Annotated in this window: 12 protein-coding genes and 1 pseudogene; 4 read left to right on the forward strand and 9 right to left on the reverse strand. The window is 40.7% G+C overall.

The window, feature by feature from the left end:
• The 5 genes from ACFE90_RS26635 to ACFE90_RS26655 form a co-directional block, all read right to left on the reverse strand.
• Positions 1–2,550: Hpt domain-containing protein (locus ACFE90_RS26635; RefSeq protein WP_375505437.1), on the reverse strand; the 2,550-nt coding region annotated here is incomplete at its 3' end.
• Between the two features lie 91 nt (positions 2,551–2,641).
• The gene (locus ACFE90_RS26640) at positions 2,642–5,572 is read right to left on the reverse strand and encodes a methyl-accepting chemotaxis protein (protein WP_375505446.1); all 2,931 of its coding nucleotides are present in this window, start codon (positions 5,570–5,572) and stop codon (positions 2,642–2,644) included.
• A gap of 14 nt (positions 5,573–5,586) precedes the next feature.
• Complete coding sequence (locus ACFE90_RS26645) at positions 5,587–6,117, reverse strand: chemotaxis protein CheW (RefSeq protein ID WP_109007276.1); 531 nt, start codon at positions 6,115–6,117, stop codon at positions 5,587–5,589.
• A 13-nt stretch (positions 6,118–6,130) separates the two neighbouring features.
• Complete coding sequence (locus tag ACFE90_RS26650; protein ID WP_069073698.1) at positions 6,131–6,496, reverse strand: response regulator transcription factor; 366 nt, start codon at positions 6,494–6,496, stop codon at positions 6,131–6,133.
• A 327-nt stretch (positions 6,497–6,823) separates the two neighbouring features.
• On the reverse strand, positions 6,824–8,002 hold the full coding sequence (locus ACFE90_RS26655) for a response regulator (protein ID WP_375505438.1): 1,179 nt from the start codon (positions 8,000–8,002) through the stop codon (positions 6,824–6,826).
• Between the two features lie 361 nt (positions 8,003–8,363).
• Between ACFE90_RS26655 and hmpF the strand changes: the two genes are divergently transcribed.
• Positions 8,364–10,121, forward strand: a complete 1,758-nt coding sequence (gene hmpF / locus ACFE90_RS26660) for a pilus motility taxis protein HmpF (protein ID WP_375505439.1) — start codon at positions 8,364–8,366, stop codon at positions 10,119–10,121.
• Between the two features lie 199 nt (positions 10,122–10,320).
• On the opposite strand, the gene ACFE90_RS26665 is transcribed toward hmpF, so the two are convergent.
• The 3 genes from ACFE90_RS26665 to tilS all read right to left on the reverse strand — a co-directional run bounded on the left by ACFE90_RS26665 (position 10,321) and on the right by tilS (position 12,487).
• Positions 10,321–10,932: an LGFP repeat-containing protein gene (locus ACFE90_RS26665; RefSeq protein ID WP_375505440.1), complete on the reverse strand. Its 612-nt coding sequence runs from the start codon at positions 10,930–10,932 to the stop codon at positions 10,321–10,323.
• Positions 10,933–11,227: 295 nt separating this feature from the next.
• Complete coding sequence (locus ACFE90_RS26670; RefSeq protein ID WP_375505441.1) at positions 11,228–11,455, reverse strand: type II toxin-antitoxin system HigB family toxin; 228 nt, start codon at positions 11,453–11,455, stop codon at positions 11,228–11,230.
• Between the two features lie 30 nt (positions 11,456–11,485).
• Positions 11,486–12,487 carry a tRNA lysidine(34) synthetase TilS gene (gene tilS, locus ACFE90_RS26675; protein WP_375505442.1) on the reverse strand — a complete coding sequence of 334 codons (1,002 nt, stop codon included), beginning with the start codon at positions 12,485–12,487 and terminating at the stop codon, positions 11,486–11,488.
• Between the two features lie 233 nt (positions 12,488–12,720).
• On the opposite strand from tilS, the gene ACFE90_RS26680 reads away from it, so the two are divergent.
• The gene (locus tag ACFE90_RS26680; protein WP_375505443.1) at positions 12,721–12,948 is read left to right on the forward strand and encodes a hypothetical protein; all 228 of its coding nucleotides are present in this window, start codon (positions 12,721–12,723) and stop codon (positions 12,946–12,948) included.
• On the opposite strand, the pseudogene ACFE90_RS26685 reads toward ACFE90_RS26680, so the two are convergent.
• Positions 12,919–13,029 (reverse strand): annotated as a pseudogene (locus tag ACFE90_RS26685) (pyridoxamine 5'-phosphate oxidase); the annotation flags it as partial. The gene ACFE90_RS26680 and the pseudogene ACFE90_RS26685 sit on opposite strands and share 30 nt — an antisense overlap.
• A gap of 94 nt (positions 13,030–13,123) precedes the next feature.
• On the opposite strand from ACFE90_RS26685, the gene ACFE90_RS26690 reads away from it, so the two are divergent.
• Both ACFE90_RS26690 and ACFE90_RS26695 read left to right on the forward strand, forming a co-directional pair.
• On the forward strand, positions 13,124–14,476 hold the full coding sequence (locus ACFE90_RS26690) for an ATP-binding protein (protein ID WP_375505444.1): 1,353 nt from the start codon (positions 13,124–13,126) through the stop codon (positions 14,474–14,476).
• A partial coding sequence (locus tag ACFE90_RS26695; RefSeq protein WP_375505445.1) for a tetratricopeptide repeat protein occupies positions 14,433–15,308 on the forward strand: 876 nt, incomplete at its 3' end. The genes ACFE90_RS26690 and ACFE90_RS26695, both read left to right, overlap by 44 nt.

Here is a 15,308-nt window from a genome sequence, read left to right on the forward strand (position 1 = left end):
CAGTTGCGGATTTTCATCGAAAGGGTTGAATGAATCAAGTTCCAGATCAACAGCAGATATCTCTGGTGGCTGATTAGTAAATTCTGGAACAAAATCTAAAGCTTCTGGTTGTTGCGATCGCTTGATAATTTCTTCCCCTAGATGCTGCGCCAACAAAGGCGTTTCAGGCGCGGAAGGCTGTATGCGATCGTTGATTGCAGGGGAAATAGTTGAGTTACTCAGTGCTAACTCATCAAAGAAATCATCTCCAGAATCTGATGATAATATCAAATCTAGCTGCTCTTCCTGCTGGAAATTGAGATCAAAATCTTCTTCTATGTCAAAACTGGCTATAGGAGAAGGTATTGGCTGCTGACTGTCGGTAAAAATCTCATTAGTTGCAGCAAACAAACTCTCCTCTAACGCCTTTTCCACATTTTGCTCAATTAAGGCGAATTCGTTCTGTTCCTCTGTGGTTTCCTGGTTCCAGAAGTTGCTTAGATCATTTTCTGATTCAGAAAACTCAGGTGCTCCTGTTGGAGATGTATCAAATAAATCACCAAGTTCTGGTTCACTTGTAGCCAGTAGCGACTGTTCTTCCATTTCAGCAAATAGGCTGTCTAAAGACAAACCTGTTTCCTGGGGTAATTCTATGTAGTCACTAGGAGTAATTTCTTCTACCCAATTTGCATTTGTAGTTTCTAAGAATAAGTTATCAAAACTGTTTTGTTGGTTGGTAGATAGTTCCACAGAGGCGTTCGCCTCAGTTTCTGGTTGAGTTACTTCGTCTGTAGGTAATAGTTCAACATCCTCATCTAGTGGTAGTGTCAATAAATCTTCAACCACATCGTTTTTGTTGACATCAGGAGGCAGGTTTGTATCACTAGTATCAATAAATTCTTGTAAATCCTGGGAAGAAGAGTCTAAATTTATATTAAGTATGTTAATATCGCTTAACTCTAAAGTCGTACTAAACGTTTGTTGATTTTGCGATTCTGAATTCTCTTTTTCTAGGAAATTTTCGCCAAATAATAGGGATAAATCTCCTGTCGTGGCTGTGGTTGTTGGGTGCTGCTCGTTACTTGTGTCTTCATCAAAGGAGAGGAAATCGGATAAATCGCTATTAGTATCTTCAATGTCTGTGTTGTTGAAATCAATCCCAAAATCATCGGTGGCAGCAATATCTAAGATTTCTTCTTGATGCCAGCTTTCATCTAGTTCGGGAGTATTACCGTCAAATAAATCAGCAAGGGTATTTAACTCAGCTATTCCTACCTCTGGCCCATTGTGGTCAAGATTGCTACTGATTGGATGTACTTCGTCATGTGTGGTAAAATTAAGACTAGTTTGAGTAGTAGCGTTTAATTGTGTCCCTTGTTGAACATAAGCGCGATCGCCCTTGACGTTGGCGTAGCCAGATTCTCGCGGACTCGCTAACGCTGCGTGATCGCTAGTATCCTCTTCTAGATTAAGTTCTTCACTTGTCTGGGCTAGGTTAGTTATGACTAACGGCTCGGTGTTACCAGATAAAATTGGCTCTGACGCAGTTGATGATTCTGTCAAAGGCGCTGACTGTTCGTTAAACAAATCTGTGGGAATTTCTAGCAACTCAATTTCTGCAAAGTTCAAAAGCGCTTCTAGTTGCTGACTAATTGCAATTTCAGCTTCTCTACCTTGCAGGACTAATTCTTGAGCTTGCTTGATTTCGGTAATGACAATTTTAGCTAACGTCAGATAAGTATTTTCAGGATTGCCAATCGCACTGGCTGCTGCTTGACACAAACCACACCACTTGGACAAGTTCCAAGTTAACCCAAGTCTGACTAACTGGTAACAGCATTCCTGAAGATTTTGTCGAGTTGAAGGTGTTGTTGTTTGCTTAAACAGTTGCAACATTTCCCGCAGTCTTTGCAGTACCTGGGCTTGAAATTCGCCCCAATTATTATTTTCTTTGGCACTGACTGGCGATCGCGCAACGTTGTCTTGCAACTCTTGAGGCGCTACCGACAAAGATATTTCTGGAGATTCCTGATGGGTGTCTTCTGCCAAACTGGGAATATCTCGCCGCAGGAAAATTTCTGTAAGTGTGGAGACATTCTCTACAGAGGTTGTCTTTAGTTGGCTTGTACTATCTGATCCACTTTTTGCTTGTTCTACAAGTAGTTCCAGATGCTGATATAGCCATTGAAAGACTGGCTCAGTTTCTGACATCAAAGTATTAGCCGCATCTTCAGAAAGACCATAAGGCCCGCTCAAATGCTCTAACAGTGATTTCAGGGTATCAGATACACCGAGAAATAAAGACTCTAACTTTTGGTCAATCTGAACCGGATTATCTTTGAGAACTTTAAAACAATCTTCTAGACGGTGAGAGGTATGCTGGATGCTAGTCAATCCAAGCATCGCCGCTCCTCCTTTAATGGAGTGAGCCGCCCGGAAGACTTCACTGATCATTTCCGGGTCGTTCAGGGTACCCTCTAAATTCAGCAAGCCCTGCTCAATGGTATTCAGGTGATCCCTGGCTTCTTCGATAAAGTAACCCAAAATCCGCTGTTGTTGTTCCGGCAGCATAGTTTTTTAGTCATTAGTCATTGGTCATTGGTCATTGGTCATTAGTCATTGGTCATTAGCAAATAAGAAAGGACAAAGGACAAATGACAATTTATCTGGTTTCTGTAGTTTCCACTCGGAAACGTTCAACGGAGGCGATTAAGTCACGGGATACACCTACTAAGTGTTGTAGGGCACCTGAAACTCGCTGTGCTTCCTGGGAAGTTTCTTGGGCGGTGAGTTCTACTGATTGCATTACATGGGCGACGGCACGGGAAGTTTCAGTTTGTTCCACAGTGTCGCTGGTAATCGAACGTACAAGAATATCGATGCGATTCGCTACTTGAATAATGTTTTCGAGCGATCGCTTGGCTTCTTCTGCCAATTTTGTACCTTTAATTACTTGTTGTGTGCCTTCTTCCATCGCGGTCATTACAGAGCCTGTTTCGCTTTGGATTTGCATCACAATTTGTTCAATTTCCTTCAGGGATTTAGCAGATTTGTCTGCTAACTGGCGCACTTCGTCTGCTACGATCGCAAACCCGCGTCCAGCTTCTCCTGCCCTTGCCGCCTCAATACTAGCATTGAGTGCTAGTAAGTTTGTTCTGGAAGCAATTTGGGAAATCAACGCCACAATTTTAGAAATTTCTTGGGAAGATTCCGCTAACCGTTTCACTTTTCGAGTGGTTTCGGCAACGGTTTCTCGAATTTCCAAAATCCCCGCCACGGTATTTTCTACTGCTTCTCCACCTTTGAGAGCGATCGTACTAGCATCACGCGCAACCGTTTCAGCTTCCCGCGCCGCCTCTGCCACCCGTTGAATCGAGTCAGTCATTACCTGTACAGAATTTAGCGTCACCGCCAACTCTTCTGCTTGGCGCAAAGCATCACTAGATAAGGCTCTAGCAAAGGTTTCGGAATTGGTTGCACCTTTTGTCACATCCTTCGCCGCCACTTTCACCTGTTGCACAATATCCCGCAGGTTTTGAATTGTCAGGTTAAAAGCATCAGCTACCGCTCCCAGTACGTCGGCTGTGACTTCAGCTTGGACTGTTAAATCACCTCTAGCAGCTCCTTCCACATCATCTAAGAGACGAATCACCTGACGTTGCAGGTTTTCTTTGGCTTCCTCTTGTTCATCAGCTTTCCGTTGGGCTTCACTTGTGGTTGTGAAAATTACCCGCGCCATTTCATTAAAGCCAGTGGATAAATGGCCTAATTCATCTTCAGAAAACACTGTGGCTTGAGCATTCAAATTTCCTTGACGTACAGCCTCAAACTGAGCTTGGAGATCATCAGTTGTGCGCCGAATTTGTTTGAGTGCAAGATTCCCCATGACGCCTGCGGTAGCAAAACCTGCAATCCCAGCTGCAAGTGACATTGCCCAACCTGTGTTTCGTACTGATTCTCGTTGTTGGGCTGGCGAGAATGTGGTGGCGACAAAGCTAACTGTGGCTACAACCAGCGCCGAGACAATACCCACACTTCCAGCAATTAACCATTGTTTCCTTTCTATGGAGGCATTCTCTAATGGTGCTAACCATCCTTGCTCGACGCTAACGTTGGGTTCTAGTTTCGAGACATCTGTTTGGCTAAAGACTGGAACTCCTTCATGGGAACCAGTCATTGTGAATAGTTCCTCTTCGCGATCGCTAGGTGTATTACTTAAAAAAGCCTCCGCACTTTGAGCGCGTCCACTGCCACTGGTTTCTAATGGAGCAGAATGTATTGCTTCACCGAAGTTAGAATCTCCTTCGAGCAGGTCAAACCCAGGAATGTTACCTAAATCATCAAATTCCTCAAAATCATCTAAAAATTCTATATTGCTCTTAGAATTTTCTCCATTCAGTATATTGTTTGAGTCTTCATAAGAGCTTAATCCCTCTGAGCCAAAAGCAGACTCAAATGCTTCCATATCAAAATTATCATCGTCATCAAAGCTATTTCTACCGATACTTTCGCCTGATTTAAACTGCTTGTCTTTTACAGGTAGATTGCTGCTAAAAGATGAAGAATCATCAGATACATCCGGCACAAAAGCTTCTTCTGCAAATTTTTTTGATTTCAACCAATCATCAGGTGCTTCGGTTTTAGGCAAATCATATTGACTCTTGTTATTTGTTGACGAACTATTTTTAACTTCTTCTTCAACAATAAGTAAAGTTTCGTCTCCTAAACTAGAGTCTGTATATTCTAAGTTCCCAAAATTAGGTTCTGAAGAATTTGGCTCACTCAACAAATCAGGGAAATTATTCTCGTTATTCCCAGTTTTGGAATTAAAATATGAAGAGTTATTATTGTCAATAGCTAAATTATTGTAATCAGAATTTATCTCATTATCTGAAAACTGACTATTTACTAATGATTCTTCGTAGTTCTCTTCTAATACATCTTCCTGCCAAAAAGCAGGCAACTCTAATTCTGTTTTATCCTCAAAATTGCTGCTATTTAATTCTTGTTTCTGTAGTTCTTCATTGAAGACAAAAGGATCGTCACCAAAAGCTGTAGAAGAATCTGATATTTTTCCTGTTCCAATACTATCTTCTGTTGGTATATCAAATGGACTTTTTGATGATATTTCTATAACGCCATTTACAGTTTCTTGATGCTCTCCAAAAAAGTTCAAATCAAGGTTATTGCTGTCAAAATCCTCATTAGCGCCTAAATCTTCTAATTCTTGTTCGCTATCTGCCAGTGCATCAGACATCTCTCGAGAATTGATTTGCTCTTGACTATCTGATGTGTCAATCTCCCCACCGAATGACTGTAAATATTGATTAATATTCTCAATTCCATTATTGGCAAAACCAATAATTTCTTGATCGTCAGTCAAGTGTAATACTTGTTGATATTCTTCTTTTGCCACATCATACTGCTGTAAAACATAGTAGATGTGACCCCTTAACAAATGGGAATTGGGGTCATTTGGTAAATTTTGCACCACTTGGTCAACTAAAGTGGCGGCAACCTCATAATTCCTTTGAACATAGGCGGTCATCGCCTGTTGATACGTTGGCTCGTAATTATCAATACCTGCTGCCATTTCCTCCTCCAATTTCATCCTGCCCACCTAGCACTCCGTAAAATTGCCATTTGATCGAGTAGTCGCAGACACTGTTTGTTTTTAGTATCTAATAACCACTCTCCACGTAAAAAGGGAGCCATAGTATCTGGAACACTAGTTGGTGGCATGAGATTCTGGACATCCAACCAGTCCATGCCACCAATTTCTTCTACTGCTAAACCCACTATTGTGTCTTGCTCTTCAATAGCAATCACCGAAATTTCAGCTCTATCCGTGTTTAATGCACTTGTTTCCCCAAGAAATTGACCCAAATCAGCTACCCAAATAACTCGACCTCGTAAATTTAGAGTACCCAAAAGTAAAGGAGAAGCATTAGGAATCGGGGTGATTCTATCGGGACTTAGTTCAATTACCTCCCGAATGCCAGTTGCTTGTAGTGCAAACTCCTGATGCGAGGGAATGTAAAACCTCAAATGTAACTCACCTTCAGGACTTTCTACTTGTAATTCTGGTCGGAAATGGTCTTGACCACTGCCACTTAAAAAGTCCGGTTTGCTGACCATATTGCTTTTGTCCTTATCCTCGCAGCAGTTGTTTGACTGTTCCCACCAACTCGGTTGGTTGAAATGGTTTGGCTATGTAAGCGTCTGCACCCTGCTTCATGCCCCAATAGCGATCAAATTCTTCGCCTTTGGAAGAACACATAACCACAGGGACATTTTGGGTTTTTGGATCGGATTTTAAGCGCCTACAGACTTCGTAACCGTTCATTCGGGGCATGACAATATCCAATACCACTAAATCGGGAGGTGCTATTTGAATTGCCTCCAATGCTTCTAATCCATCACTGGCATGGGTTACTGTTAGTCCAGTCGCTTTCAGGAGGTCTGTAATCATCTCCCTTTGCGCGATACTGTCTTCCACAATCAGAACTGTACTCATAAGTGTCTATTTACCCCCTGATGTAAACGTTCCTATTTGGAACATTCTTTGATTACCCCACAAGTATTAACTGTATAAATTAATTGTATGTTCTCACTATTTTCCAGGATATTGACGTTTCACTAAGTAGCTGACTCTGTGATAACATCTTTTAACTGATCTTTTAGTAGATCAACAAATCTTGGATCACTTTATATACTCCATACCCCCTTAATTTGCGTTAGCGAATCATTGAGCGTCTTTTCGGTTTTAGATTGTTCAATCCAAAATCCAAAATCCAGAATCTAGAATCTAAAATTATTCTGCCCAATTCCCAATGCCCTACTTTCATTGGTTGTTGATATATTTCTCTACGAGCATAAGTAACTCAGTGTCTGTAAATGGTTTTGTTAAATAATCTGTTGCCCCGACCATACTAGCTTTGACTCGATCAATAAATCCATCTTTACCAGTGAGCATGATAATCGGTGTGAGCCGAAATGCTCTTGAATGTCGCAGCATGGCGCAAACCTCGTACCCCTCCAATTCCGACATGGCAATGTCGCATAAAATTAAGTCCGGTTTGAGTTTAAAAACCAGACTCAGTGCCTCTAAAGGATTGGTGAGAGCGATCGCTTCATAACCTTGTGCTTGTAAGATGGAATTTATAGTCTCACCGATGGCGATCGCATCGTCAATACATACTATCCGCCCCCTATGTTTTCCCTTTAATTCCTCGTTATCAGTGTGGGTATTTTGTTTAGTCGTGTCTGAATATACTAGTTGTAGCCAACTCTGTTGCACGTATGGATATATTGCCTTAGCGACTGTTAAAATATCTCGGTTAAGATAGCGAGCCAATTGACGCAAGGATGTTTTACCATCAGCCCAATGTTGTAGCTTATTTACGGTTGCTTGTGGTAGCGAGGATTGTAAGTGAACTTTGTCAGATAGCACTGGCAATTGTTCTGGAGACTGAATATGTGGATACAGCTCCTTCCACTCTTGCACCTGCTTCGTAATTTTTGTAACAAATGGAGCAATCTCGAAAGTGTTTAATTGCGGGGCAAGTGCCGCACTCTGATGGAAAATGAAGTTCCCTTGGTGTAAACTCAGCAGGTCAAAGAGAGTTTCATGTACCAAGCCGTGAATGATACTACCAGCGATCTTGGGATTGATAATATTCCGCTCCAAGAGTGCCCACAGATAGGCATACTCTGGCGCGTCGGTTGATGGTAAGGAGGCAATTTGTTTGTCGGTAAGTCGCATCTCGACTCGATAATGACGTAAATAATCGCTAATTCTGGATAAACTACTCTCACCTTCTTGACAATAGATAATTTGACCATTGAGAAAAAAGACGAACCAAGACTGTTGTTTGAGGCGATAAATGCTTGCTCCCTCTCCACCCAGTTTGTTGTTATGGTGAGAGCTACTAGCTCTTACCCATAGTTGCCCAGTTCGTTGTCCCAACTCAATCAATTGCAGGATACTGCAAATATCAATTTCATTTAAATTTCCCTGCATTTATCTAAAAAATACTCCTTGTAATGCCGTTAATATTATTTGTAAATGGGTTTGGGCTTAAATTGACTACGATCTGTTGCATCCAAAGGAGAACTGCTATGGATTCAGCTATAAAGTTTAATCTTTCGTAATACATTTTGACAAAGCTAGTGTTAACACGGAAGTCATCATCACTGTCATCAGTACAAAATATAAAGGCGCGACTGACTCACTTTTATAAATATCAAGACGTAATATCTCGCGTCTATAGTTTTGTCTGTCTTGTTTTCCTAAACTTAGGTTCAGTGAGACAAGTTAACAGAATTATTTAAGGTATATCCCAAAACATAAACTTTAAGTGCATCAATAAAGGACTAACGGTGTGCTGTATTTAGCAGAAGTACAAAAACAGAAGGGTGGTTTACTCAGTGGCGGTGGCAAAACTGAACTGAAACTACTAGCTTGTCAGCGAACTGACCAGAATTGGAGTCCTGTGTCAGAAGAAGTGATTGCCGCTGAGGACGCAAGCAAATTAAATGATGGTGCTTTAGTACTGGTTGAACTGAATCCAAATCGTCAAGTGCAACGTATTCAAGAAGCAGGGCGACCATTAGTCAACATTTTGCAGAATTTCTCCCGCCAATTGGAGAAATTTAAGCTCAAGGAAGATGAAATTGATCAGTGGAAGCAATCGCTGACGTTTCAGGCGCAAGAGTTGAATCGCCGTGAAATGGACATGGAAGTACGCTCTGAACAGTTGCACAATATGGAGGATGAGTTGCAACAACTGGAGCAGCAAAAACAGGAAGTTGACACATCCCGCCAGGAAATTGAACGGTTACAAACAGAAGTTGAGCGCAACCGCCTAGAATTGGAAGGCGCTTGGGAGCATTTGCGGGGTGAGCAGCGCCGCCTGGAGGAACGTCTTGCGAATTTCCAACAGGGAACGGTTTTAGATGAGGATCAAAGTCGGGTAATGAGTGAATTACTTGATCGCTTGTCTAGTCGTGTTGCTCCCACGGAAACAATCAGAGAACACCTCCATCTGGCCTTTGAATTGGTCGAAAAGCAGCAAGCTACTCTTACCCCGCACTGGCAAAAACTGGAGGAGCAAAAAACTGCGATCGCACAACAGCAAGAAGAAGTCGAGCGTTTGTCACAAACCTTTAGCGATCGCCAAAATGCATTGCAACAAGCACAAAATTCTCTAGTCCAGCAAACAGCCCAATTGCAGATAAATACAGCAGACCTTAGCAGCAAGCAAGAGTATGTTCGCATAATCAAAGAGCAGCTACGAAACACTGAAGAGTTATATCAACAGATTCACTCTTTGTCTGCGTCTGGTGCTGTAGTTCTCGGTCAGCAAGCTGATGTGGAAGCTTTAGAGAAAATGCCTTTAGAAGAACTGCAAAAGATAGTGCAAGATTTGCAGTACAAGTTAGAAATAGACGCTAGCTTTGTTCACGATCAAGAACAAGAATTGAAATATAAACAAGAAGCTATAGAAGAACTGCAAAATAAATTAAATCACGCATCTGACCATGACCATATCAATTTTGAACTGGAACTAACAGATGAAAAAGACCTCTATCAGATGCTAAACTCCAGTTTGGTGGGGCAACGCCGCAATATGTTACAGCATCAAAAGTTTCTCAAGCAACACCAAGCTGTATTGCTACGGCGACAAGGACATACTGTTGTTGATGAAGAAGAGGGTAATAAAGTTAATTTAGAACCGATTCTGTTACAACTTGAAGCCCAGCGACAAGAATATTCACAGGAAATCCAAAAGCTGGAACGTGAAATTGATCAGATTCGTTCTGGTATTGAGCTAAATCAGGGAATGATTGAAAATCAAACTCACGCTTTGGATGAAAAGCGCCAAGAACTGAAAGCGATGGAGGAAAACTTGCTATCCCTAAGAAGAACAACTGCTGAATGCTGTGGTCGGGTGAATCTTTATCAAGAAGCGCTACAACCAATTCAGGATTCTTTAGATGGATTACGGCAAAAGCTGCAAGGAATTGGAGAATCTTTAGAGCAATTCCAGGAAACTGGTGATTATCAAGTCCAAGCGATCGCTCAGTTGCGTCATACTATCCAGAGTTTAATGCCTCAGCCAGAATTACTAGCGTCTTAGCAAGTTAGGAGTTTGGAGTTATAGCGGTTCCCAGGTGCATGAAGTACATCACATCAAAACCTTAACCTTAATTCCTCTCCTTACTAACTATCCATTAGACATCTGCTGAAATTAAATATGCGTTATCCAGAACCTTTGTAGAGACCTAGCAGTGCTACGTCTCTACATTCATTTTCACTCGTATGTCTAGCTTATTAGGTTAGTTGTAAGTAGCAACAACCTCACGCGTAAATGAATTCCAGTAAAGTGCGCCTCTTTGAAAATAGCTAACTCGCTGTCCCGCAGTACCAACAGGTTGTTCGTCGGAAATTGGATAACCTAAGACGCTTCTTTCACGCCCCATACTTACCCATTTTGTCCGAATATCGCCATATACGGCATAAGCACCAATGCTCGGATGCCAATAGATTGATGCGTTATTCTCAAAATCATTGAATCGCCCTCCATTATCAGCAGGAAGCTCATCGGTAATGGGATAGCCCAAGCCATTTTCCCGCCCAAGTTGGTTCCACTTTACACCAATGTACCCGTAGACAGCGTGTGCGCCCAAGCTGGGAAGCCAATAAATATAACCATTTTGGAACTCATTGTACCGCCCTCCTCTAGCAGCAGGTAGTTCATCGGTTGTAGGAGAACCAACTGGGCTTGAATAACCACCCAGGCTTACCCATTTATCATAAATAGCTCCGTAGATTGCTTGTGCGTACACTGGCTGGTTCAGCACTAACGGCATCGTTACAAATGATGAAATTGGCATCACTGACAGGGTTGCCAGTGTTGATAGTCCAAAACCGAGTTTTTTAAATTTCATAAAACTTCCTTTGTATTTATGAGCTTGATAGCAAACTGATAGCTAAGATTATGTTATTTTATGTGTTTGCTGTCTATACATAAAAAATCAGTGTTTTAACTGATATACCATTACCCGCAACTATATTTTTTCTCAAAACTATACCTATCAAACCTTTAGGTTTTGTTTTAAATATTTTGTATTTTTATTAAAAAAATTTGCTTATTGCGTTGGTTTTAATAGCAAGGAATACAGGCTATGCTTAAGTTTTATTTATTATTATGTTTCATAAAATAAACCGAAGAAGCGAAAGTTTTTAACTCAAATCCTTATCTATACTAACAATCAAACGATATTTATTCCCTTTAATATTGAAAACTGTAAAATTACCAACAGTTTCAGTTTTAGGAAAAACCTGCTGTACTTTAAGTAAATTTGACCATTTCGCTTTAGTAGCAACCTTATACCAATTGCTTAATACTTCCTGACAATCTGCATGGGTTTCTGCATATTCTCTTAATATTCTAAAACTAATAATGTGCATCGTCCCTGATAACAAAAAGACTTTAAATAACTATTTCAAACAGATCCAGTCGCCTTCTACTTGAGCGATCGCACCACCAGGAAATGGATCGGTTTGCGATCGGTTGGGCGCTATAATTAAAGCCGTTAATTTCTCGATGTGTTCAAAACTGGGGGCATCAGTCAGTATTTGCTGCAATACCTGACGCATCACGCGACGTTGCAATGCCAATGGTGCTTTTTGCAATACTCGACGATTTAACCGTAAGGGAACAAGAGGAATAGGCAAATCTTCTTCATCCCCCATGTTCCATACCATCACCTCTTCCCGTAACTGCTGGGCAGATTTTTCTAGATATTCTACCTCTGCTTGGAGAAGTTCTGCTGTTTGGGCTAAGGCTGATTCTACTTGGGGATTAAAATTTTCCCGCAAATATGGTATTAACTCTTGGCGAATCCGGTTGCGGGCATATTGCAAATCTTGATTGGTGGAATCTTCCCAAATTGGTAATTTAAAGTCTTGACAAAATTGCTCTGTTTGTGAGCGAGTAATTTCTAAAAGTGGACGTACTAGCATAATGCTTGTAGTTAGGGGGCGTTGCCAAGTCAGGGCTTGCAAGCCATCAGCACCAGTACCGCGAATTAAGTTGTAGAGAAGAGTTTCGGCGCGATCGCTTGCGGTGTGTCCTGTAACTATATATTGATAATTATTTGCTTTGGCGATCGCACTTAAAGCTTGATAGCGCCAATCGCGTGCAGCAGCTTCACTATTTATAGGTTCGTTCGCTGTTTCTAAATAAAAGGATATATCCCAAGTTTTAGCTAAATTCTCGACGTGATGAGCATTAGCTTCGGAGTCAGAACGCCAGCGATGATCGCAGTGGGCAATACCTAAATCCCATCCCCATTTGGATTGTAAATCTAAAAGTAATTTTATTAAACACAGAGAATCCTGTCCGCCGGAGACAGCGATTAATAGACGCTGGTTGCGTTCAAATAAGTGGCGCGATCGGATGGTGCGATGGATTTTTGCGTGTAGGGGAGTCCACACCATATTTGGAACTTCTCATACTAATTCGTTATACTCGCCTCCGGCGAGAAGCAAGCTACGTAATTTTTGAAAGTCAGATTCAATTTGGGCTTCCAGGTTTGAGTTTGTTGCCTTATTTTAGGCAATTTTTGAACACAAAGTAATAATTTTGCAACCCTCTCTGCGTCTGTGCGTGAACCTTATCTCCAATTCAACGCATAATATACAGAATCTTGGATAAATTGGTAGGTGATTTAATGGCAGGAATTCAAGTCGGTATTGAGGGTGAAGGCGCACCAGCAGCAGCCGAGGCTTTGCTAGAAATCCCTGGAATATCGGGAACTTACGAAGTACCGACGCAAAGAGAGGGAACTTTGGCGGCTGTTGCTACTATTATTGGCATTGTGGGTGGTGCTGTGGCTTTAGCTGAACCAATCCGCAAATGGTATCAAGAATGGCATAAATCTCATCTGTACCGTTGCTAGTTGCAGGTAACGGGCATAAACAAGACTGCGGTTGCGATAGAGCGCATGGGCGATCGCACTTCGCCAAGGAGCAAGAGACATTATACAATTCTGTTGGTAATCTAACGCCAAGAAGCTTTAAGATTCCGGTGCTGTAAAATATGTATATATAAATTCTTCATATAAATAACACCTGATGAGTTCCTTACCCGCTAATCGTGCTAATACCCTCAAAGCTGCTTTTCGTGTTTGTGATGTAGCTCCTTTAGTGAGTAATAGAGATATTGAACGTTATTATGTTAACTTATCAAAAGTTCGCAAGACAGAAGCAATTAATACTATTAAAAAACGCTTAGATTTTCTGGAACCCGCAGAATTTTGCAGTCTTCTATTTACTGGACATCGGGGATGCGGTAAAAGTACAGAATTAAGAAAGATTCAGCAAGAATGGGAATCTCAATATAAAGTTATTTATATAGAAGCAGACGCTGAACTAGATATATTAGACGCAGAATACACAGATTTATATTTGGTAATTATTAAAAAAGTTGCTGATGTCCTATACACATCGGAATTAAATTTTGATGCGAAACTTTTAACTAATTTTGAGTCTTGGTTTAAAGAAATTACTCAAGAAACTGAACACACAGTTGAAAGGTCAGCAAGTATCGGTGCTGAGGCTGAAGCAGGAATAAAAATTCCCTTTCTTTCAAAGCTATTGGGTAAAATACAGGCTCAAATTAAAGGTGCTGACAAACAAAGAAAAACGGTTCGTCAGAATTTACAAAAAGATATTGGTCGTTTACAAGCAGATATAAATCTTTTGCTGGGTGATGCTTTTGTCAAGCTTAAATCAAAATATCCAGAATATGAAAAAGGATTTTTAATTATTTTTGATAACTTAGACAGAGTGCCTCCAAATGTAGCTAAACATTTATTTTGTGATTACGCATTTCAATTACAAAGTCTACATTGTACGATTATCTATACAGCACCAATTTCTATTGTCTATTCTGAAAATAACTTGAGTAACACTTTCGACACACCCAATATTGTGCCGATGGTCAACATATATGAGTTTGAACAAGACAAAAACGATCTAGATCATAATGACGATGGTCTAACAGCAATTACGAGTTTAATTGAACAAAGAGTTGAAGTAGATGCAGTGTTTGAATCGCGTCAAGTATTGGTAGATTTAGCGAAAGCAAGCGGTGGTCACATCCGCCAATTGATGCAAATAGCATCACAAGCATTTCTTACAGCCGCAACTCGCGATCGCGAGAAAGTTACTGCGGATGATATCACTTATGCAATTAAGCAAGAGCAGTTTAATTTTGAGCGGAGTATATCAACAGAATACTATTCTGCTTTGGCTGCGGTATATATAAACAAAGATGTTTCTAAAGATGAAATCGGCAGGTTAATGCTGTTCAGTCTTTGGGTTTTTGAGTACAACGGCAAAAATCGCTGGAATTATGTTAATCCAGTTGTGAGGCAAATCCATGCTTTCCAAGAAGCAGTCAAATCAGCCACAAGTAACCCCTGAGTTAAATATAGAAAAAGAAACTTTTGTGCAAATAAATCAGCAGTCATTAGCGGAACTGTTAACCTTTATTGACTTTGCTGACACTCAGTTAACGATTGGGTTCGTTGCTGTTAACTTTGCAGAAGATAGAAATACTTTAATTGAAATCCTCAATAATCATCCTCAATGTCATGAGATTCAGTTTGAAATTCTAAATTTTGCCGATCCTAATTTGCGTTTTTTAAGGGATGAGATTATTCGTGATTTAAAAGAAATTCATTTAGAACCAGATAAAAAATTAGTTTTAATTGTTATCGGTTTAGAAAAGTCTATTGGTTTATCTGGAGAATATCCCCCTGTACTGCAAGACTTGAACTTTGTCCGAGACGCTTTTACTAATAGTGTTCCTCACCCTATACTAATATTTCTACCAGATCATGCCCTAACACGTTTGGCAAAATATGCCCCAGATTTTTGGGCATGGAGAAAAGGAGTATTTTATTTTCAAACAGTCCAGTCTACTCAAGAGTTGGCTATTGAAAAAACAATTCAGTCTGAGAGAATATTAGGAAGTTTAGATTTACCAGAAAGGCAAGAGCGGATTGATTTACTTGAACGCTTGCGAATGGAAGAATCAACAGATGTACGTACCCGCATTACTATTTTGCAGGAATTAGGGGCAGCTTATAGGAGTATTGCTCAGGCAGAAAAAGCAGAGTATTTTTTGCTAAAAGCTTTGAAGTTGACTGAAGAAGATGAAAATCTAGCAGAAATCAAAGCCAGCGTTCTCCACGAACTGGGTGACACATATCATGATTTAGGAGAATGGGATAAAGCGATCGCACTCTACAAT

The organism is uncultured Nostoc sp., assembly GCF_964245445.1.
Classification (GTDB): Bacteria; Cyanobacteriota; Cyanobacteriia; order Cyanobacteriales; family Nostocaceae; genus Nostoc.